Here is a 20,538-nt window from a genome sequence, read left to right as displayed (position 1 = left end):
TCCCAAGGCGTTTATTCTATTCCAGTTCGAGTATCACGGCGTCGACCGCTAGACTATCTCCTTGAGCGGCTTCGACCGATTTCACCACGCCATTTTTTTCGGCGCGCAGGATATTCTCCATTTTCATTGCCTCGACAACCGCCAAAGGCTGACCTTCTACCACTGCCTCGCCGACCTCGACATGCAGGGCAACCAGCAGGCCTGGCATCGGGCAGAGCAGGAACTTGGACAGATCGGGTGGAATTTTCTCGATCATGTGCACAGCATGCTGCGCAACATGGGCGGGCAATATCCGCGCTTTGTGGGTCGCGCCGTGGCTGTTGAGCGCAAAACCGCTGGCGGTTTTGGCGATCTTTACCGACAGTGGCTTGCCGTCAATCTCTGCGAGGATCAGGCTGTCGCCAGGCGTATATTCCATGGACAGGTCGACGGCCGCGCCATCGACCGAAATTTCCTCTTCGGAAATCGAGACGTCCATGACCTTGTCGCCGATCTTCACCTGCCACTCCGATGGCGGGTCAAGCCGCTTGCCAAGCTGATTATCGACCCGGCGGGCGCGGTCGGCATGGGCTGTCGCAGCGAAAGCTCCGATGGCAGCGAGATTGGCCAGCAACTCGTCAGACGCCGGAGCGCCCTGGAAACCGTCGGGATATTCCTCGGCGATAAAATTGGTGGTGATATTGCCTTCGCGGAACCGCTCGTGCTGCATAAGCGCCGACAGGAAATCGATATTATGGCCGGGGCCGACCAGCTCGAAACGGTCGAGCGCGTCGATCTGGCGGTCGATCGCCTCGATGCGGGTTTCCCCATAAGTGATCAGCTTGGCGATCATCGGATCATAGAAGATCGAAACCTCGCCGCCTTCGGCCACGCCATCGTCAACGCGAATGCCTTCTTCGGCTTCGGGCGGACGATATTTGACCAGACGACCGGTGGAGGGCAGGAAGCCGCGATAGGGATCTTCTGCATAGACACGGTTTTCGACTGCCCAGCCTGTTAGCTTGACCTCGTCCTGCGTCAGCGGCAATTTCTCGCCATAAGCGACGCGGATCATCTGTTCGACCAGATCGAGACCGGTGATATATTCGGTGACCGGATGTTCGACCTGAAGCCGGGTGTTCATTTCGAGGAAATAGAAGCTCTTGTCCGCACCGACGATCAGCTCGACCGTACCGGCGCTATAATAGCCCACGGCCTGTGACAGCGCGACGGCCTGCTCGCCCATCTTCTTGCGCATTTCGGGATCGACGAAAGGCGATGGCGCTTCCTCGACGACCTTCTGGTGACGCCGCTGGATCGAACATTCGCGTTCGCCGAGATAAATCACATTGCCATGCTTGTCGCCGAGCACCTGGATTTCGATATGGCGCGGCTGTTCGATGAATTTCTCGATAAAGACGCGGTCATCGCCAAAGCTGGCAAGACCTTCGCGCTTGGTCGCTTCAAAGCCTTCGCGGACGTCTTTCTCGTTCCACGCAAGCCGCATGCCCTTGCCGCCGCCGCCGGCGCTGGCTTTCATCATCACCGGATAGCCGATTTCACCGGCGATTCTGACCGCATGTTCGGTGTCGTCAATCTCGCCAATATGGCCGGGAACAACGCTGACCCCTGCCTTCTCGGCCAGTTTCTTCGATTCAATCTTGTCGCCCATTGCCGCAATGGCATTGATTGGCGGGCCGATGAAGGCGATGTCATTGTCATCGAGTTGTTGCGCAAAGCTGGTCCGTTCCGACAGGAAACCATAGCCCGGATGGACCGCTTCCGCGCCGGTTTCCTTGCAGGCCGCGATAATCTTGTCCGCGATCAGATAGGATTCGCCGGCAGGCGACGGGCCGATATGCACGGCTTCATCCGCCATTTTGACATGCGGCGAGCGCGCATCGGCATCGGAATAAACAGCAACCGTCTTGATACCCATTTTCTGGGCGGTACGAATAACGCGGCAGGCGATTTCGCCACGGTTGGCGATCAGGATTTTTTTAAACATTAAGTCTTGTCTTTCGTCATGTGGCGCACGAGCAGAACGCCTCCAATAAATAATAGGATCTGCAGGCCAGGAAACGCAACAAACTTGGCTAGGCCGTCATTTTCACAACCGGTTTCGTCTGGGCCAGGTGCACAATCACCGAGAGCCGCAAAGAAAAGTCCGACAGCACCAACTAGCATCGCAAATAAGCAATAGATGAAGCAACCGAGCTTTTGGGCTACGGTCAGTCTCGGTTGTTCAGTGAAACTCACTCAGCCGCCTCTAACTCAACATCCCGCTGCTCCGCTTCCATCGGAACCAGCCCCAGTTTTGCAAATAATGTCTCGTCCGCATCATCGCCGGCATTGCCGGTGGTCAGCAATTTGTCGCCGGTGAAGATGCTGTTGGCGCCGGCGAGGAAACACAAAGCCTGCGTGCTTTCCGACATGCTTTCGCGGCCAGCGGACAGGCGCACCATCGATGCGGGCATCGTGATCCGCGCCACGGCGATCGTGCGGACAAATTCGATATCGTCGATCTTCGCCAGCGGCGTATCGGCCAGCATATCGCCGAGCACGGTGCCCTTGACCGGAACCAGCGCGTTTACCGGAACGCTTTCCGGATGCCGCGGCAAGGTCGCCAGAGCATGGACAAAGCCGACCCGGTCTTCGCGGGTCTCGCCCATGCCGACGATGCCTCCGGAACAGACGTTGATGCCGCTATTCCTGACATTCTCGAGCGTTTCGAGCCGGTCGCCGAAGGTGCGTGTGGTGATCACCTTCTCGTAATGTTCCGGCGAGGTATCGATATTATGATTATAATAATCGAGGCCCGCTTCGGAAAGCATTTCGGACTGTTCCTTGGTCAGCATGCCCAAAGTCATGCAGGTTTCCATACCCATCTGCCGGACGCCTTTGATCATCTCGATGATCGCCGGCATGTCGCGATTCTTGGGGTTACGCCATGCTGCGCCCATGCAGAAGCGTGAGGAACCGCGGTCCTTCGCCTGCGCCGCGGTTTGCAGCACGGTGCGGACGTCGAGCAGCTTTTCCGCTTTCAGACCGGATTTTGCGCCAGCGGACTGGTTGCAATAGCCGCAATCTTCGGGGCAGCCGCCGGTCTTGATCGACAGCAGGGTCGAGAGTTGCACCTCGCCGGCCTTGTGATTGGCGCGGTGGACCGTTGCTGCCTGAAAAACCAGTTCGTCGAACGGCAGATCGAACAGCGCGGCGATTTCCTCGCGGGTCCAGTCGTTGCGGACTTCGTGTCCCTGCGAAGGCAGGGACCCATCTCGGACCTGCTCGTCCGGACGCGATGGCGGGAGATGGGCACCTGCCTGCGCAGGTGCACTGATATTTTCGTCTAAACTCATTCCGCAGCTTCCTCTTCGGGGGGCATATTATGACCCAGCAATCTCAATATATCGGCTGCACATTCCACAATATTGCTGCCCGGTCCATAGATTCCGACCACGCCGCTTTTGCGCAGAAATTCATAATCCTTGGCCGGGATAACGCCACCGGCAAAAATCTTGATATCGCCGCGTCCGGCTTCTTTCAGCAGGTCGATCAATTCGGGGATCAGCGTCTTGTGACCGGCGGCAAGGCTCGACGCGCCAACCGCGTCGACATTTTCGGACAGAGCCAGATCGCGGGTCTCGCCCGGTGTCTGGAACAAGGGCCCGGAAATCACGTCGAACCCCATGTCGGTGAACGCGCTCGATACAACATTGGCGCCACGATCATGCCCGTCCTGCCCCATTTTCGCGACCAATATCTTGGGCTTGCGGCCAAGGCGCTGCGACACGGCATCGACGCCCTCAATGACCATCGCATAGCGGGCATCGCCTTCATAGGCTTTGCCATAAATGCCTTTGACCGGTGTCGGTTTGGTTTCATAGCGGCCGAAGACTGCTTCCATGGCATCGGATATCTCGCCGAGCGACGCCCGCTTGCGCGCCGCGTCAACCGCGAGCGCCAGCACATTGCCGCCACCCTTCGCACCCTCGGTCAGCGCCTTGAGCGCCGCCTGACAGGCTGCTTCGTCGCGATCGGCCCGCATTTTCTCGAGCCGCTTGATCTGGCCGTCGCGAACCATCGCGTTGTCGATGTCCAGCGTTTCCATCGCGTCTTCTTCGGCCAGGCGATATTTGTTTACCCCGACGATGACGGCATCGCCCTTGTCGACAGCGGCCTGACGGCCGGCAGCGGCTTCCTCGATCATCGCCTTGGGCCAGCCATCGGCCACCGCTTTGGCCATGCCGCCCTCGGCATCGACCCGTTCGATAATCTCCCAGGCCTTCTCGACCAGTTCGTCGGTCAGCGCCTCGACATAATAGCTGCCACCGAGCGGATCGACGACCTTGGTAATCCCGGCCTCTTCCTGCAACACGATCTGGGTGTTGCGGGCAATGCGAGCGGAGAAATCTGTCGGCAGAGCAATGGCTTCGTCGAGCGCGTTTGTATGCAGCGACTGGGTCCCGCCCAAGGTCGCGGCCATCGCCTCGATCGTCGTACGGATGACGTTGTTATACGGATCCTGCTCGGTCAGCGAAACACCAGAAGTCTGACAATGGGTCCGCAGCATTTTGGATCGTTCGGATTGCGCGCCCAGATCGGTCATCACGCGGTGCCACAAAGTTCGCGCGGCGCGGAGTTTCGAAACCTCCATGAAAAAGTTCATGCCGATTCCGAAGAAGAAGCTCAAACGTCCTGCAAAAGCATCGATATCAAGCCCGGTCGCCATCGCCTGCTTGGCATATTCGCGGCCATCGGCAATGGTGAAAGCCAGTTCCTGCACCGCTGTCGCACCGGCTTCGTGCATATGATAGCCGCTGATCGAGATGCTGTTAAACTTCGGCATATGTTCCGACGTGTAGCCGATGATGTCGGAAATGATCCGCATCGACGGCGCCGGCGGATAGATATAGGTGTTGCGGACCATGAACTCTTTGAGAATGTCATTCTGGATCGTGCCGGATAATTTCTCCTGCGAAACCCCCTGCTCTTCTGCTGCAATGATATAGAAAGCGAGGCACGGAATGACCGCGCCGTTCATCGTCATCGACACAGACATTTCGTCGAGCGGGATCTGGTCGAACAGGATTTTCATATCCTCGACACTGTCAATTGCCACACCAGCCTTGCCGACATCACCAACCACCCGCGGATGATCGCTGTCATAACCGCGATGGGTCGCGAGATCGAAGGCTACCGAAAGACCTTTCTGCCCCGCGGCGAGATTGCGACGGTAGAAAGCGTTGGATTCCTCGGCCGTCGAAAATCCGGCATATTGGCGGATCGTCCACGGCCGGCCGGCATACATGCTGGCCTTGACGCCGCGGGTGAACGGACCGAAACCGGGCAGTCCGGGGTCGATCCCTTTTCCGCTGGCATCTTCCGCAGTGTAAAGCGGTTTGACCGCAATACCCTCGGGCGTTTCCCAAGTGAGGTCGCGGCCCTTCACTTCCTTATTGGCCAGTTCCTGCCAGTCTTTGATCGTCGGTTTATCGGTCATATCTGCCTTGCTTGTAATATTCGTCCGTATCAGCCGTTAACGGTGAGCGGTCTATTCACCCTTAAATTCTGTTGGCCGCTTCTGCAGAAAGGCAATCGCGCCTTCGCGCGCGTCCTTGCTGTCGCCGGCAATCCGCTGTCCTTCGGCTTCGCGAACCAGCGCCGAAGCATAATCGCTTTCGAGCGCAGCTGCCAGATTCTGGCGCATCACGCCGAGAGCCACGGTCGGGCCACCCGCCAAGCGTTTTGCCAGCATACCCGCTTCATCCATCAGCGCAGCATCTTCCACGCATTTATAGATCAGTCCCCAGTCCGCAGCCTTCTCGCCATGGATCTTCTCGCCGAGCAGCATCATTTCCGTCGCCCGCGCCTTGCCGACAATACGGGTCAGCATCCACGATGCGCCGCCATCGGGCACAAGGCCGATATTGACGAAGGCCTGCAGAAAATAGGCCGACTTCCCGGCGATCGCGAAGTCGCTCGCCAGCGCAATCGAACAACCGACACCTGCAGCCGGTCCGTTGACCGCGGTGATCGTCGGGATGTTGAGCTTCGCCAGTTTCAGCATCAACGGGTTATAATGCTGATTGAGCGCAGCATAGCTGCCCTGCCCGCCCGACAAGGCGCTGTCGTTCTTCGCCTGCAAATCGGCGCCGGCGCAGAAGGCACGGCCTTCACCGGTAATCACCAAAGCGCGCGCATCGTCCAGCTTGTCGAGCGCAATGAAGATATCGTCCGCCATGCCCAGCGAACAGGCGTTGAGCCGCTCCGGCTTGTTGAGCGTGATGGTGGCCACCTGATCGGTGATGTCGAGCTTGATATTTTCGAATTCCATGTGCGGTCCTTTTGAATATTTCGTCATCCTGAACTTGTTTCAGGATCTCGCGGGGTCCTGAAATAAGTTCAGGATGACGATTGTAAGTTTAATGCCCTTTGGGCGTTTCCATAATCTCGGTTAGCATCCCGCCCATATCCTTGGGATGCACAAAAAAGATAAGCGTGCCGTGCGCGCCGATGCGCGGTTCGCCGAGCACGCGCTTGCCCATCGCTTCGAATTCCGCCTTGGCGGCGTGAATATCAGGCACCTCGAAACAGATATGATGCTGCCCGCCGAGCGGGTTTTTGGTAAGAAAGCCATATATCGGGCTGTCTTCACCAAGCGGTTCGATCAGTTCGATCTGGGTCCCGTTGGTAGGGCCTTCCGCTGGCGTATCGACGAAACAGACCTTCACGCCTTGCGCTGGCAGATCGAACGGTTCGCAAATCGATGTCGCGCCCATGACATCGCGCCAATGCGCGATGCTGTCGGTAATGGATGGCGTGACTACGCCGATATGATTGAGACGACCCAATTTCATTATGCTTCTCCGTGCGGAAAGAATTTATGTACCAGCGGCGCGATGCCCGCGCCAACGAGAACGCCCAAAATGCCCGACAAGAGGGCAAAGGCGATGCCGCCGACCATCATCTTCGCCGAGGCCGGGAACAGGCCGACCAGGGGATGCGAAATGATATCGATCAGATGTTCGGGGCCATGCCAGCCAATGGCTGCGATATTGTGCACCAGCAAGCCGCCACCGACCCAGGCCATGGCCAGCGTGCCGATGATCGACAAGGCGGCGAGCAGCTTCGGCATCAAGCGGACCAGACCGCAGCCAAAGGAGCGCAACGCACCCTCATTATTCTGCGCGATATGCAGCCCGATGTCATCCATCTTCACAATCAGCGCGACCGCGCCATATACGGCGACGGTGATCACGATGCCGATGATCGCCAATATGATCGCCTGTTCCCACCAGATCTGATTGGTCAACTCGGACAAGGCGATGGCCATGATCTCGCCGGACAGGATGAGGTCGGTGCGGATTGCGCCCGAGACCATGTCCTGCTCGCGGCCTGGACCCTCGACGATTGCGGGTTGCTCATGTTTGGTGGACTCGTCGACATGGAAGAATTCAAGCACTTTTTCGGCGGCTTCATAACAGAGGAAAAAACCGCCGAAAATGAGGATGACCGGTATCAAAAATGGTGCAAATTGTCCCAAAAGGACCGCTGCGGGTAACAAAAACACCAGCTTGTTCTTGAACGATCCCTTGGTGATTTTCCAGATCATCGGCAATTCGCGCGACGGATCGAAACCGGTGACATAAGTCGGCGTAACCGCCGCATCGTCGATCACCACGCCAGCGGATTTCGTGCCGGCACGCGTTGCGGCGACACCGATATCGTCAATCGATGCAGCAGCGACTTTCGCAATGGCTGCGACGTCGTCGAGGAGGGCTACTAGGCCTGTTGGCATAATCTATCCAACACTGCAGGGCAGCGATGCATCGATCGAAAAATCTGCAAGCGCATCACAACGGAATATTATCATGCTTCTTCCACGGGTTCTCGAGCTGCTTGTTCCGCAGTTTCCGTAACCCCAGAGCCACCCGACGCCGGGTCGAATGCGGCAGGATCACCTCGTCGATAAAGCCCTTCTGCGCCGCGATGAACGGGTTGGCAAAACGCGCTTCATATTCCGCCGTACGCTCGGCGATTTCTTCCGGCGTCTTCCCGCGGAAGATGATCTCGACCGCGCCCTTCGCGCCCATCACGGCGATTTCGGCGGTCGGCCAGGCATAGTTGAGATCGCCGCGCAGATGCTTGGAAGCCATCACGTCATAAGCGCCGCCATAGGCCTTGCGGGTAATAATAGTGATTTTCGGCACCGTCGCTTCGGCATAGGCAAAGAGCAGTTTTGCGCCGTGCTTGATAATGCCGTTATGCTCTTGGCTTGTGCCGGGCAGGAAGCCGGGAACGTCAACCAGAGTCACGATCGGAATATTGAATGCATCGCAATAGCGGACAAAGCGCGCCGCTTTCTTGGAAGCATTGATATCTAGGCAACCGGCCAGAACCATTGGCTGGTTGGCGACCACACCGACGGTGGAGCCTTCCATCCGGCCAAAGCCGCAGATGATATTGCCGGCATGGGCTGGCTGCACTTCAAAGAAATCGCCTTCGTCGACCATCTTGCGGATGACTTCGTGCATATCATAAGGCTGATTGGCATTGTCAGGGATTAGCGTGTCGAGGCTTTCTTCCAGACGATCCCACGGATCAGCGGTCGGGCGCTCGGGCACTTCTTCGCGGTTGGACAAGGGCATGAAGTCGATGAAATCACGCGCTGCCAGCAGTGCTTCAATGTCATTTTCATAGGCAACATCGGCAACGCTGGTCTTGGTCGTGTGGGTTACCGCCCCGCCCAATTCTTCCTGCGTCACGATTTCGTTGGTCACGGTCTTGACCACATCGGGGCCGGTGACGAACATATAGCTGCTGTCCTTCACCATGAAGATGAAGTCGGTCATCGCCGGTGAATAGACCGCGCCGCCAGCGCAAGGCCCCATGATCAGGCTGAGTTGCGGAATAACGCCACTGGCGAGAACATTTTTCTGGAACACATCGGCATAGCCGCCAAGCGATGCCACACCTTCCTGAATGCGGGCCCCGCCGCTGTCGTTGATGCCGATGACCGGCGCACCGACCTTCATGGCGTTCTCGAGCACCTTGCAGATTTTTTCGGCATGGCGTTCGGATAGCGAACCACCGAAGACCGTGAAATCCTGCGAGAAGACAAAGACCAGACGACCGTTGATCGTACCGGAACCGGTAACGACACCGTCGCCGGGAATATGCTGCTCGTCCATGCCGAAATCGACGCAATTATGTTCGACATACATATCGATTTCTTCAAACGAACCGTCATCGAGCAATATCTCGAGCCGTTCCCGCGCGGTCAGCTTGCCCTTGGCATGCTGGCTATCAATCCGTTTTTGCCCGCCACCGAGCATGGCTTCGGCGCGCTTGGCTTCCAATTGTGCGATAATGTCTGACATTAAACCCCCGGCTGTGAATCACTTGGTGCGGTAGGCCCTAGCCAATGCACAGCCGGTTAGGCAATCGTCAATAGTAATTAATCGCGCGATTAAACCTGACCTTTTCGCTACGGTTGCCGTAACGTTATCTATTTGAACAGGACCAACTCCTCAGCCATGCTCGGATGCAAGGCCACCGTATCGTCAAATGCCTGTTTGGTCAGGCCCGCTTTCACAGCGATCGCCGCCGCCTGCAAAATTTCCGGCGCATCGGGACCGATCATGTGCAGGCCGAGAATCTTCTCGGTCGGATGCTCGACGATCATCTTGTAGAGGCTCCGCTCCGCCCGGTCGGCAAAGACATTGCGCATCGCGCGGAAATCCGACGAATAGACTTTGATATTGCCATATTGTTCGCGCGCTTCGCTCTCGGTCAGGCCGACCGAGGCAATCGGTGGCTGGGAGAATACCGCCGAGGGAATATTTTCATAGTCAACCGTGCGCGGGTTATCGCCGAACACGGTATCGGCAAACGCCTGCCCTTCGCGGATCGCAATCGGGGTCAGTTGCACGCGGTCCGTGACATCTCCAACGGCATAGATATTATCGACATTGGTCTGGCTATAGTCGTCGACAATGATGGCATTTTTGTCGTTGGTGGCAACGCCGGCATTTTCCAGCCCCAAACCGTCAACTTTTGGTCGTCTTCCGGTCGCTGCGAGCACAACATCGGCACGAACCGGATTTCTTTTGCCATCCATATACACGTCGAGAGCGCCATCATCCCGCTTCTCGATTCTGTCGAATGCACAGTTGAATTTGAAATCAATGCCCTTGGCGAGCGAGATCTGGATCAGCCGGTCGCGCACGCTTTCGTCATAGCCGCGCAATATGATGTCGGATCGGTTGACCACCGTAACATCACTACCCAAGCCGTTGAATATGCCGGCAAATTCATTGGCGATATAGCCGCCGCCAGCGATGATGATATTCTCAGGCAGTTTCTCCAGATGGAACATGTCGTTCGAAGTCGACATAAGATCACTACCCGGAAAATCAGCCACGGCAGGCCAGGCCCCGACCGCAATCAGGATATATTTGGCCGTCACAGTCTTTCCACTAGCCAGCTTGATCTCATGCGGTCCGGTCAGTTCGGCACGCTCGAGAATGATCTCAACCCCGTGGTTTTTCAACGTATCGGTATAGGCATTGTTCAGCCGGTCGACGTCCTTGAGAACATGGTCGCGTAATCTGGTCCAGTCGAATTTGGCATTGTCCCAGGTCCAGCCGAAATTCTTGCCGTCTTCCAATTCTTCCGAGAAATGGGAGCCGTAAACCAGCAGCTTCTTGGGAACACAGCCGCGGATTACACAGGTTCCTCCGACCCGATATTCCTCGGCTACCGCAACTTTTGCACCGTAAGACGCAGAGACGCGCGCGGCCCGTGTTCCGCCGGAACCTGCCCCGATAACGAACAGGTCATAATCATATTCAGCCATCTATAATTCCTTGTTGTCAGGCTCCAAAGGCCCGCTTTTTCAATTGTTCGGTCGATGCGTCCAATTGGTTACCATCTTCAGCCGCCAGCTTGTTTGCCATCTGCTTGCCAAGCTCGACGCCGAATTGATCGAATGGATTGATATTCAGCAAAACAGCGTTCACAAAAGTCCGATGCTCGTAGAAAGCCAGCAGCGCACCCAGTGAACGTGCCTCCAATTCTTCCAATAATATCGTGACCGACGGTCTGTCACCCGTATAGTTTCGATCACTGTCATCGGATTTTTTACCCGCCATCAGCGCTGCCCCCTGCGCAAAGCAGTTGAGCAGCAAACCATTATGGTGGGCCGGACTCAGTGAATCGCCCGGCTCGATCACCGCAAGAAACTCTACCGGCACCAGATGCGTACCCTGATGGAGCAGTTGAAAAACCGCATGCTGGGCATCGGTGCCAATGCCGCCCCAGACGATCGGGCTCGAATGCAGCACAAGCGGCTCGCCATCGAGAGTTACCGATTTGCCATTGCTCTCCATTTCCAGCTGCTGGAGATAGTCGGGCACCAGGCCCAGACGTTCGTCATAGGCAAAGACAGCCCTCGTCTCGCACCCTCGAACCTGAGTATAATATTGATCGGCGAATGCCGCCAGCACCGGAATATTCTGGTTCCAGGGTGCATCCTGAAAATGCTGATCCATTGCAGCAGCGCCAGCCAGCAAATCTTCGAACACGTCATAGCCCAGCGCCAATGCAACGCTAAAGCCGATCGAGGACCACAAGGAATAGCGCCCGCCGACCGTCTCGGAAAAGGGGAGAATCCGTGTTTCATCCACGCCCCATTCCACCGCCTGGTCCGGATCTGCAGTCAGCGCGATCACTTGCCCCAGCGGATCTGCAACGCCCTGCTCCGACATCCAGTCGAGCACCGATTGCGCGTTCAGCAGCGTTTCAGCAGTGGTGAAGGTTTTCGAGGCGATTACGAGCAGGGTCTTGTTTGCATCGAAACGCTCCAGAACCGGCTCAAGGGCAGCGCCATCGATATTGGACACAACCGCGAGTTCATATTTTTCGTCACCCAGCTTGAGCGCCTGGTGCAGCATTTTGGGGCCCAAAGCCGAGCCGCCAATGCCGAGATGGATGATTTGCGTGAATTCGCCGAGGACACCGGCGTCGATCACCTCGATCAGACTTTTCATCCGCTGATGTAGCGCGGCGGCATTTTCGACGCTCGCCGGATTGCCGGTGCCGCGTTCTGCGCAATGTTCCGCTGCCCGGCCTTCGCTGATGTTAACCGGTTCGCCGGAAAGCAAAGCTTCTGTCTTTGCCGACAAACCCAAATCGTCGGCCAGTTTCTGGAAGGCTCGAACCACGCTCTCGTCCAGATGGGTTTTGGAAAAATCGAAATAGAGGCCCGCATGTTCCAATCCGAGGCTGGCGACCCTGTCACCATCTTCCTCGAACATCTGATTTAGCGAAACCTTTGGTATCGCCTTGATCGCCTGCCAATGGTCTGAAGTCATTCAATCATCCAATCTCTAGATCTGAAATTGCGAGCATCCCGTGAGTTACTCCGCCCTATCCGCCCAACAGGCCGGTCTCAAGTTGAAAATCTCCACCGGTTCGAGATCGCAAGAAATCTTGACGCCAAAGCCAATGTCGGCGAAGGGGCGCCATGGCGCGAGATAAAGCAGAACGATCGGAAACCGGCGACTTTGTCGCGTTCCTTGTAAAACTTGCATTATTCATCCTGATATTGCGCAGTTTCATCATCTCTCCTTTCAATATTCCATCAGAATCGATGCAACCGCGTTTGGTCGTCGGTGATTATCTGCTGGTGGCGAAATGGCCCTACGGTTTTTCTAGATATAGCCTGCCGTTCAATATTCCGCTGTTTCCCGGACGCGTTCTACCCAATTCTCCTACGCCGGGCGATGTCGTCGTGTTCAAGGCGCCGCCAAGCGCGCAAGATGACTATATCAAGCGGGTAATCGCTCTGTCCGGGGACATCGTACAGGTCACGAAGGGTGTCGTCTCGATCAACGGCAAGCCAGTCAAACGGCAGAGGATCGGTGATTTCGAGCATCCTGTGACACCCAATAGTCCCTGTTATCGTGCTGAATTTGAATCGGCAGCAGGCAACGGCACAGCAGCCTGCCGCTATCCGCAGTTTCAGGAAACATTGCCCAACGGCGTAAGCTATCGCATTCTGGATATCTACGAGAATAGCGAAGGCGACGATACCCAGGCATTCGTCGTACCGGAGGGCCATATGTTTTTGATGGGTGACAACCGCGACCGCAGCGCCGACAGCCGCTTTCCTGCGCAAGAGGGGCAGGCGATCGGCATGGTGCCGGAAGAGAATCTTGTAGGCAGAGCCCTGGTCTCCGTTTTTTCGACTGATGGTTCTGCCGAATGGATCAAGCCGTGGACCTGGTTTACCGCTGCGCGCTGGGACCGCATCGGAGAAGGATTTTGAACCGCCCGGAGTTTCTTGACTGGATCGCAGAGATCACCGGCGCGCAGCCTGTGACTCCTGATCTCTATGTCAGGGCTGCAACCCACGGCAGCCACGGGCAAAAAGATTATCAGCGCCTGGAATTTCTGGGCGACCGGGTTTTGGGTTTGGTGATCGCAGATCATCTCTATCACCAGTTTCCGCAGGAGCCCGAAGGACAATTATCGCAGCGGCTCAACGGGCTGGTTTCCGGTTCAGTCTGCGGTGAAGTCGCCAAGCAAATCGGGGTTGGCAACCATGTACTGCTGGGGAAACAGGCGCGTGACGATGGCGCGCGGCAGAGCGTCAAGGTTCTGGGAGACGTCATGGAATCGCTGATCGGTGCCGTCTATATCGACCATGGTATGGAGGCTGCCCGCAGCTTCATTCTCCGCCATTGGGAGAGCCGTTTTACCGCAACGATTGGCGATATCCGGCATCCCAAATCCGCATTGCAGGAATGGGCCGCAGCCAATAATCGCAAGGTTCCGGCCTATGAACTGGTCGAAAAAAGCGGTCCCCATCACGATTTGAAGTTCACCGTTCGGGTGCATGTTAGCAATATTGGCGAGGTCGAGGCTACCGCTTCCGCCATTCAGGCAGCCGAAACCGAAGCTGCCAAGAAATTTCTGGAAAAATTCACATGACTCAAAAATGCGGCGTAGTTGCATTGATAGGCGCGCCCAATGCAGGCAAATCAACCCTGATCAATGCCTTGGTCGGACAGAAAGTCGCGATCACCAGTTCGAAACCGCAAACCACTCGAACGCGGCTTCTGGGCATAGCGATCGAAGAAGATACACAACTGCTGCTGGTTGATACCCCGGGCATCTTCGAACCGCACCGCCGCCTCGACCGGGCGATGGTGTCCGCTGCCTGGGAAGGCGCTGAAGACGCCGATATTATCGTCATGCTCGTAGATTCACGTGCCGGTCTTGGAACAAAGGTCACCTCGATTGTCGAACGGATCAAGCATCGGTCGGAAAAGACCATTTTGGTGATGAACAAGGTCGATATTGCCGCCAAAGACAAGATGCTCGGCCATGTCGTCAAACTGCATGAACTGGCCGATTTTGACGAGACATTTTTCGTCAGCGCCAAAACCGGCGACGGTCTCGAAGAACTGCGGGCCTATCTGGTCAAAGCTATGCCGGAAGGTCCATGGCACTTCCCTGCCGATCAGGTGTCGGACGCCAGCGAACGCATTCTCGCTGCGGAAATCACCCGCGAGCAGGTTTTCCGGCAGTTGCACGCGGAACTGCCATACGCCACCGCCATTGCGATGGAACAATATAAGGAGCGGCCGGATGGCTCGCTTGAAATTCACCAGCAGATTCTGGTCGAGAAGGCCAGCCAGAAGGCGATCATCCTCGGCAAGGGCGGTCACCAGATCAAGGAAATCGGTGCTAAAGCCCGCGCGGAACTGTCCGGCATATTGGGCAAGCCCGTTCATCTTTATCTCCACGTCAAGGTGAGCGCGAACTGGGATGAAGATCGAAGTCTTTATCAGGATATGGGCCTGGATTGGGTTAAGTAGCCGCAACGGCCGGGATCGCGAACTTGGTTCGGCGGACGGTAGGTAGAATCCCTGATAGGCGAGCGCATGGCTTGCGAATAGTTGCGATGGTAAGAGGCGCTGGAGCGGTTCGGCAATCCGGGCCTTATCCAGCGCCAATTCAATAAGTTCCATTAATCGCAACAAAGGAATATCAATGAGCCACGTAGCGCACGACCTCCATGCCGAATTTCCGGACGACGTCGAAATCCTCCACGAATTGAAGCTTTCTGACGGACATTTCCGGACAGTTTCAGACCGTTATCACGACGTGAACAAGGAAATTCACCGGATTGAATCGGAAGTGGAAGCCGCCTCCGATGAACGCGCCGAGGATTTGAAAAAGCAGCGCCTGCTTATCCTCGACGAGGTTGCCGCAATGATTTCCAAAGCCAAAGCGGCTTGAATGCAAGATGGCGCAGGTAGCAACGAAACTTGCTGCCTGTCGCCTGCTTCCAGTTATTGCCTTATGCCTTCTTGTTCTCACATTATCGGGTTGTGTCTCCCTACCTAGACCGCTCCCGGCCAACGCATCATCACCGGTTCTGGACCCACTGCTATTCTTTGCCGGCCGGACCGAAGGACGCGGAGAATTGAGAAAAATCCTGTCGTCGCCGATACAGGTCACCGTCCGCGGTCACGGCATAGTCGACGAGGAGAGAATTCTCACCCTGGAGCAAGAGGTCCTGGAAGGCGAGAAGCCGCCCCGCAAACGCAGTTGGCGAATCCACCGCGTCGACAGCAACTTATACCGCGGCTCGTTGAGCGATGCCAAAGGTCCGGTAACTATTTCGGTGGACGGAAACCGCATGCACATCGCCTTCACAATGGAGGGCGGATTCCCGGTTGATCAGTATATATTTCTTGCCGCTGACGGGCAGTCGGCAAGAAATATTCTGGTGGTCAGCAAGCTCGGCATGAGAGTGGCTGTACTGGAGGAAGAGATCGTAAAAACCTCCGAATAGCCGGCGAGATTATTTACTTACCGAAGCCAAAGCAGAGCCGGTCTGACCGCCGGACAATGGCAGCAGGCAACCCGAGAATCCGCTCTGCTGCGCCAAGCCAGCGCCCAGAACCGATTTTCCCGCACCTTTGGATAGTGGTCAATCAGCCCGCTATTCGGTCTTCGCCTTTGCTGGAGCCTTCTTGGCTGCCGGTTTCTTTTTCGCCGCTGGCTTTTTCTTCGCAGCAGGCTTTTTCTTGGCAGCCGGCTTCTTTTTCGGTGCAGCTTTTTTAGCCCGTTTTTTGGCTGGGCCTTTGGCAGCGCGATCATCAATCAACTGCGCGGCTTCTTCCAGAGTCAGCTGATCCTTGTCGACCGTCTTCGGCAACGACGCATTGGTCGTACCGTCGGTAACATAAGGACCATAGCGGCCGTCCATCAGCTTGATCTCGGACTCGGTACGCGGATGGTTGCCCATGATCTTGAGCGGTTCCATCTTGCCACGACCACGACCACCACCGTTTTTCGCAGCATCTGCCAGTTTGGCAACGGCAGCGTTCATGCCGATTTCGAAAACTTCCGCTGTGTTTTCAAGGCGCGCCGATTTGCCATCATGACTCAGATACGGACCATAGCGCCCGATTTGGGCCATCACGGGTTCGCTGGTTTCGGGATGCTTGCCAACTTCGCGGGGGAGCGACAACAGCTTCACGGCCCATTCCAGCCCGAAATCTTCCGCCGGAATATCCTTGGGGATCGAAGAGCGTTTGGCTTCCTTGCCCTCCCCTTTTTCGATATAAGGTCCGAAGCGACCGACTTTCTTGGTGATTTTTTCATCGCTGTCGGGATCAACGCCCAGTTCCTGCGGACCCTCATCCTCGTCGCCATTGGCACCGCCGCCCTGCGCAAAACGCCGGGTGAATTTGCATTCCGGATAGTTGGAGCAGGCAACAAAGGCGCCAAAGCGGCCACCGCGCAGGGCCAGCTTGCCCTCGTTGCAGCGCGGGCAAAGACGCGGATCTGTGCCGTCTTCTTTTTCCGGGAAAAGATAATCGCTGAGGAAAGTGTCCAGTTCTGCGGTCACTTCCGATGGCAATTTTTCCATCACCTCGACGGTCTTCGGTTTGAAATCATGCCAGAAGGCTTCGAGAATAGCCTGCCATTGGGCGCGGCCGCCGCTGACTTCGTCGAGTTCATCTTCGAGGGCGGACGTATAGTCATAGGCTACGTAACGGTCGAAAAAGCGTTCGAGGAATCCGGTCAGCAACCGCCCACTTTCCTCAGCGAAGAAGCGGTTTTTCTCGATCCGGACATAGGCGCGATCTTTTAGCGTCTTAATGATCGATGCATAGGTCGATGGCCGTCCAATACCCAGTTCTTCCATCTTCTTGACCAAGCTGGCTTCGCTGTAGCGCGGTGGAGGCTGGGTGAAATGCTGGGAAGCGTCGACGGATTTCTTCGCCGGGCTGTCGCCTTTGGACATAGCTGGCAACAAACCGCCGTCGTCATCCTTGTCGTCATCACGACCTTCTTCATAAAGCGCGAGGAAACCGGGGAATTTCACAACCTGTCCGTTAGCCCTGAGACCGGTCTTACCGGTGCCATCGAGCATTTCCACGGTGGTGCGTTCGAGCCGTGCCGACGCCATCTGGCTGGCCATGGCCCGCTTCAGGATGAGATCATAAAGCTTGGCATGATCCCCGCTACCGACGGTGCGCTTGGTGAAACTGGTCGGACGGATCGCTTCATGCGCTTCCTGCGCATTTTTGGCCTTGGATTTATAGATACGCGGGCTGTCGGGAACATAGCTCGCGTCATAACGATCCGCGATCGCCTTGCGCGCAGCTGAAATGGCGCTGCCGTCCATTTGCACGCCATCGGTACGCATATAGGTTATCGCGCCATCTTCATATAATTGCTGGGCAATCCGCATGGTGTGACTGGCGGAATAGCCGAGCTTGCGCGCGGCTTCCTGCTGCAGGGTAGACGTTGTAAATGGAGGTGGCGGATTGCGGGTAAGCGGTTTTGTTTCGATCGATTCAATCGTGAACAGACCATTTTCAACCGCAGCCTTGGCGAGCATGGCCTGATCTTCGTTGGCCAGATCCATCTTGCCGAGCTTCTTGCCGTCATGGATCGTCAGTCGTGCTTCAAAAGCCTGACCGCCCTGCTCCATTTGAGCCGTAACCGACCAATATTCCTGCGGTCTGAAGGCCTCGATTTCCCGCTCCCGCTCGACGATCAGCCTGAGCGAAACCGACTGTACACGACCGGCAGATTTCGCGCCCGGAAGCTTGCGCCACAAAACCGGGGACAAGGTAAAACCGACCAGATAGTCAAGCGCACGGCGTGCCCGATAAGCATCGATGAGATCCTCGTCGAGCGCCCGTGGGTGGGCCATGGCGTCGGTAACCGCGGCCTTGGTGATTGCGTTAAACGTCACCCGGTCGACTTTATCCGGCAGCGCTTTTTTATTCCGCAACACTTCCTGAACGTGCCAGCTGATCGCTTCTCCTTCACGGTCAGGGTCGGTCGCGAGGATTAATCGCGTTGCTTTTTTCGATTCGGCGGTGATCTCTTTGAGCTGCTTCGCCTTGTCGGGATAATTCTGCCAGGTCATGGCAAAGCCGTCATCCGGATCGACCGATCCATCCTTGGGTGGAAGGTCGCGAATATGGCCGTAGGATGCCAATACCTTGAAATCCGATCCCAGATATTTTTCAATGGTTTTGGCTTTGGCGGGTGACTCGACGATAACTAGCTGCATATGTTCCGATTTTCTTTGTTCTCACGTATACGCGCGAGGCTGTGGCAAGGATTGGGCTTAGGTCAAGGCCCTGAATGAAGTTTTTTGTCAATGGCGATTGAAAATTAGCCTGTCTACCAAAGTTCAGTTCAACAAGCTCACGCGGGCGCCCGCATGGCGGGTCAGCCGACCGGCGAGTTCCAATTCGAGCAGCGCCAATTGCACCGAAGGTGCCGCCAGCCCAGATTGTCTGACCAGTTCATCGACGGCCACCGGCGCGGCGCTGAGCAGGTCTATCACCGGCGCCCGTTCCGAACTGTCAATATCCGTCCGCCCCGCTTCGCGAACGATCGCGTTGTCCCGTTCTGCCCGCAATTCTTGGTCAAGAGTCGCTGATTCCGCCCGATCATCGAAATGACGAATCATTTCCAATATGTCGTCAGCCGCCTGGATCAGGGTTGCCCCTTCACGGATAAGCGTGTTGCAGCCTCTTGACCGGGGATCCAGAGGAGAGCCCGGGACAGCCATGACCTGTCGGCCTGCCTCTGCGGCCAATCTTGCGGTTATCAACGACCCGGAACGGGGCGCAGCCTCGATAACCACTGTGCCTCTGGCGAGCCCGGCTATGATCCGGTTGCGATAGGGAAAATGCCGAGCGCGGGGTTCCGTTCCGGGTGGCTGTTCTGCCAATAACAATCCGTACTCGGCAATCCTTCGCTGTATTTCATCATTCTCCGGCGGATAAAATACATCCAGTCCTCCGGCTATGACAGCAATTGTCGCCTTTTTGAGCGAGCCCTGATGGGCCGCTGTGTCGATGCCTTTGGCAAGCCCCGAAACCACCGAGACGCCTGCCTCGACCAGACTATTAGCCAGATCACGGGCAAAGCGGCACGCAGCGGCAGAAGCGTTTCGTGCGCCTACCACCGCAACCATCGGCTGTCGCATAAGCTCCAGTCGCCCTTGCCACAGCAATATTGGCGGTGGATTTCCCAGTTCCGCCAGCAAGGCCGGATATTCGGGGTCATCGATAAACAGCAACCCCGCACCGAGACCCTGTATCGTCTTTATTTCGGACGCAATTTGACGCGCGTCGGCAATTCGTGGCGAGCGTCCGCCACCACGCGCTGCCAAATCGGGAATAGCTTCCAGCGCACGCGCTGCAGAACCAAATCTTCTGATCAATTGCCGGTAGGTGACGGGTCCGATATTCTCGGATCGGATAAGCCGGAGCCGGTCAAACGCTTCCTGGCTTTCTTCCATTCACTTCAGACCTTTTTTGATGCTCCGACTTTCGGCTCTTCGCCAGCGATCAACCGTTCGATGTTGGAGCGGTGCTTCCACAATACCAGCAGCGCCAAGCCGATGAACATGGGCATCATGGCATATTCTCCCAGAACGAAGGCCGCTATCGGCACCGAAATGGCGGCAAGCATGCCCCCTACCGAAGAATAGCGCCAGATCGCCAGCGAACCAAGCCATGTGACCGCAAATATCAACCCCGCCATCGGGATCAGGGCGGTCACAACGCCGAGCAGGGTCGCGACGCCTTTACCACCGTTGAACCGGAGCCAGACAGGGTAAAGATGGCCGAGAAAGGCGCCAAGCCCGGATAAAACGCCCAGTCCGTCGGAAATCTGCAGTGCAATATAGACCGCAGCATATCCCTTGCCCATATCGAGCAACAGGGTCAGCGCGGCTAGCCCCTTGTTACCGGTGCGCAAAACGTTGGTAGCTCCGATATTGCCGGAGCCGGTCTGTCGCAGATCACCACCGCCGGAAAGGCGCGTCAGAACAAGGCCAAAAGGGACCGAGCCCAGCAAATAGCCGAACAACAACGCCAATATTGGTTCTATCCACATAGACTGCACTTAAAACACCCCTATTTCGATCCGCGCTATATTCACAAACGATGATGAGCAAGTATCGCGGCCGAAAAAACGGCCAAGGCCAAACGCCTGTCA

General features: G+C 56.5%; 18 protein-coding genes. 5 read left to right on the top strand and 13 right to left on the bottom strand.

The window, feature by feature from the left end:
• Nucleotides 1-16 precede the first annotated feature (16 nt).
• The 10 genes from ACWFTY_RS10075 to pgi form a co-directional block, all read right to left on the bottom strand.
• A complete protein-coding gene (locus tag ACWFTY_RS10075; protein ID WP_447524094.1) occupies nucleotides 17-1,987 on the bottom strand; it encodes an acetyl-CoA carboxylase biotin carboxylase subunit in 1,971 nt (656 codons plus the stop codon).
• Entirely contained in the window at nucleotides 1,987-2,238 is a 252-nt protein-coding gene (locus ACWFTY_RS10070; RefSeq protein WP_447524093.1) for a hypothetical protein, read from the bottom strand. The genes ACWFTY_RS10075 and ACWFTY_RS10070 overlap by 1 nt, the downstream gene beginning before the upstream one ends.
• Entirely contained in the window at nucleotides 2,235-3,338 is a 1,104-nt protein-coding gene (gene bioB / locus ACWFTY_RS10065; RefSeq protein WP_447524092.1) for a biotin synthase BioB, read from the bottom strand. The genes ACWFTY_RS10070 and bioB overlap by 4 nt, the downstream gene beginning before the upstream one ends.
• Nucleotides 3,335-5,482: a methylmalonyl-CoA mutase gene (scpA, locus tag ACWFTY_RS10060; RefSeq protein WP_447524091.1), complete on the bottom strand. Its 2,148-nt coding sequence runs from the start codon at nucleotides 5,480-5,482 to the stop codon at nucleotides 3,335-3,337. Before scpA ends, bioB begins: the two co-directional genes overlap by 4 nt.
• A gap of 51 nt (nucleotides 5,483-5,533) precedes the next feature.
• Nucleotides 5,534-6,316: an enoyl-CoA hydratase-related protein gene (locus ACWFTY_RS10055; protein ID WP_447524090.1), complete on the bottom strand. Its 783-nt coding sequence runs from the start codon at nucleotides 6,314-6,316 to the stop codon at nucleotides 5,534-5,536.
• Between the two features lie 88 nt (nucleotides 6,317-6,404).
• Nucleotides 6,405-6,839 (bottom strand): methylmalonyl-CoA epimerase, encoded by a 435-nt coding sequence (gene mce / locus ACWFTY_RS10050; protein WP_339824389.1) that lies wholly within the window; start codon nucleotides 6,837-6,839, stop codon nucleotides 6,405-6,407.
• Nucleotides 6,839-7,780 (bottom strand): DUF808 domain-containing protein, encoded by a 942-nt coding sequence (locus ACWFTY_RS10045; RefSeq protein ID WP_447524089.1) that lies wholly within the window; start codon nucleotides 7,778-7,780, stop codon nucleotides 6,839-6,841. Before ACWFTY_RS10045 ends, mce begins: the two co-directional genes overlap by 1 nt.
• Nucleotides 7,781-7,835: 55 nt before the next feature.
• Nucleotides 7,836-9,362 carry an acyl-CoA carboxylase subunit beta gene (locus tag ACWFTY_RS10040; RefSeq protein ID WP_447524088.1) on the bottom strand — a complete coding sequence of 509 codons (1,527 nt, stop codon included), beginning with the start codon at nucleotides 9,360-9,362 and terminating at the stop codon, nucleotides 7,836-7,838.
• 128 nt (nucleotides 9,363-9,490) lie between these two features.
• A complete protein-coding gene (gene gor / locus ACWFTY_RS10035) occupies nucleotides 9,491-10,840 on the bottom strand; it encodes a glutathione-disulfide reductase (protein WP_447524087.1) in 1,350 nt (449 codons plus the stop codon).
• Nucleotides 10,841-10,856: 16 nt separating this feature from the next.
• Nucleotides 10,857-12,356 carry a glucose-6-phosphate isomerase gene (pgi, locus tag ACWFTY_RS10030; RefSeq protein WP_447524086.1) on the bottom strand — a complete coding sequence of 500 codons (1,500 nt, stop codon included), beginning with the start codon at nucleotides 12,354-12,356 and terminating at the stop codon, nucleotides 10,857-10,859.
• A gap of 152 nt (nucleotides 12,357-12,508) precedes the next feature.
• Here pgi and lepB point away from each other — a divergent pair, with 152 nt between their 5' ends.
• The 5 genes from lepB (at nucleotide 12,509) to ACWFTY_RS10005 (ending at nucleotide 15,850) form a co-directional block, all read left to right on the top strand.
• Complete coding sequence (gene lepB, locus ACWFTY_RS10025; protein ID WP_447524085.1) at nucleotides 12,509-13,312, top strand: signal peptidase I; 804 nt, start codon at nucleotides 12,509-12,511, stop codon at nucleotides 13,310-13,312.
• A complete protein-coding gene (rnc, locus tag ACWFTY_RS10020) occupies nucleotides 13,309-13,977 on the top strand; it encodes a ribonuclease III (RefSeq protein WP_447524084.1) in 669 nt (222 codons plus the stop codon). Before lepB ends, rnc begins: the two co-directional genes overlap by 4 nt.
• A complete protein-coding gene (gene era, locus ACWFTY_RS10015) occupies nucleotides 13,974-14,867 on the top strand; it encodes a GTPase Era (RefSeq protein WP_447524083.1) in 894 nt (297 codons plus the stop codon). The genes rnc and era overlap by 4 nt, the downstream gene beginning before the upstream one ends.
• Nucleotides 14,868-15,042: 175 nt before the next feature.
• Entirely contained in the window at nucleotides 15,043-15,291 is a 249-nt protein-coding gene (locus ACWFTY_RS10010; RefSeq protein WP_447524082.1) for a YdcH family protein, read from the top strand.
• A 7-nt stretch (nucleotides 15,292-15,298) separates the two neighbouring features.
• On the top strand, nucleotides 15,299-15,850 hold the full coding sequence (locus ACWFTY_RS10005; protein WP_447524081.1) for a DUF3833 family protein: 552 nt from the start codon (nucleotides 15,299-15,301) through the stop codon (nucleotides 15,848-15,850).
• Between the two features lie 150 nt (nucleotides 15,851-16,000).
• On the opposite strand, the gene topA is transcribed toward ACWFTY_RS10005, so the two are convergent.
• The 3 genes from topA to plsY form a co-directional block, all read right to left on the bottom strand.
• Nucleotides 16,001-18,595 carry a type I DNA topoisomerase gene (gene topA / locus ACWFTY_RS10000; protein ID WP_447524080.1) on the bottom strand — a complete coding sequence of 865 codons (2,595 nt, stop codon included), beginning with the start codon at nucleotides 18,593-18,595 and terminating at the stop codon, nucleotides 16,001-16,003.
• Between the two features lie 123 nt (nucleotides 18,596-18,718).
• The gene (dprA, locus tag ACWFTY_RS09995) at nucleotides 18,719-19,837 is read right to left on the bottom strand and encodes a DNA-processing protein DprA (RefSeq protein WP_447524079.1); all 1,119 of its coding nucleotides are present in this window, start codon (nucleotides 19,835-19,837) and stop codon (nucleotides 18,719-18,721) included.
• Nucleotides 19,838-19,842: 5 nt separating this feature from the next.
• Entirely contained in the window at nucleotides 19,843-20,436 is a 594-nt protein-coding gene (gene plsY / locus ACWFTY_RS09990) for a glycerol-3-phosphate 1-O-acyltransferase PlsY (protein WP_447524078.1), read from the bottom strand.
• Nucleotides 20,437-20,538: the final 102 nt, after the last annotated feature.

This window comes from Parasphingorhabdus sp. NYA22, from assembly GCF_976973735.1.
The sequence above is the reverse complement of the archived record's forward strand: the minus strand, read 5'-3'. Positions and strand labels throughout refer to the sequence as shown.

Coding starts and splice junctions, on each gene's coding strand:
- ACWFTY_RS10075 (WP_447524094.1), bottom strand. CDS start 1,987: ATGTTTAAAAAAATCCTGATCGCCAACCGTGGCGAAATCGCCTGCCGC.
- bioB (WP_447524092.1), bottom strand. CDS start 3,338: ATGAGTTTAGACGAAAATATCAGTGCACCTGCGCAGGCAGGTGCCCAT.
- scpA (WP_447524091.1), bottom strand. CDS start 5,482: ATGACCGATAAACCGACGATCAAAGACTGGCAGGAACTGGCCAATAAG.
- ACWFTY_RS10055 (WP_447524090.1), bottom strand. CDS start 6,316: ATGGAATTCGAAAATATCAAGCTCGACATCACCGATCAGGTGGCCACC.
- mce (WP_339824389.1), bottom strand. CDS start 6,839: ATGAAATTGGGTCGTCTCAATCATATCGGCGTAGTCACGCCATCCATT.
- ACWFTY_RS10045 (WP_447524089.1), bottom strand. CDS start 7,780: ATGCCAACAGGCCTAGTAGCCCTCCTCGACGACGTCGCAGCCATTGCG.
- ACWFTY_RS10040 (WP_447524088.1), bottom strand. CDS start 9,362: ATGTCAGACATTATCGCACAATTGGAAGCCAAGCGCGCCGAAGCCATG.
- gor (WP_447524087.1), bottom strand. CDS start 10,840: ATGGCTGAATATGATTATGACCTGTTCGTTATCGGGGCAGGTTCCGGC.
- pgi (WP_447524086.1), bottom strand. CDS start 12,356: ATGACTTCAGACCATTGGCAGGCGATCAAGGCGATACCAAAGGTTTCG.
- lepB (WP_447524085.1), top strand. CDS start 12,509: ATGGCGCGAGATAAAGCAGAACGATCGGAAACCGGCGACTTTGTCGCG.
- era (WP_447524083.1), top strand. CDS start 13,974: ATGACTCAAAAATGCGGCGTAGTTGCATTGATAGGCGCGCCCAATGCA.
- ACWFTY_RS10010 (WP_447524082.1), top strand. CDS start 15,043: ATGAGCCACGTAGCGCACGACCTCCATGCCGAATTTCCGGACGACGTC.
- ACWFTY_RS10005 (WP_447524081.1), top strand. CDS start 15,299: ATGGCGCAGGTAGCAACGAAACTTGCTGCCTGTCGCCTGCTTCCAGTT.
- topA (WP_447524080.1), bottom strand. CDS start 18,595: ATGCAGCTAGTTATCGTCGAGTCACCCGCCAAAGCCAAAACCATTGAA.
- dprA (WP_447524079.1), bottom strand. CDS start 19,837: ATGGAAGAAAGCCAGGAAGCGTTTGACCGGCTCCGGCTTATCCGATCC.
- plsY (WP_447524078.1), bottom strand. CDS start 20,436: ATGTGGATAGAACCAATATTGGCGTTGTTGTTCGGCTATTTGCTGGGC.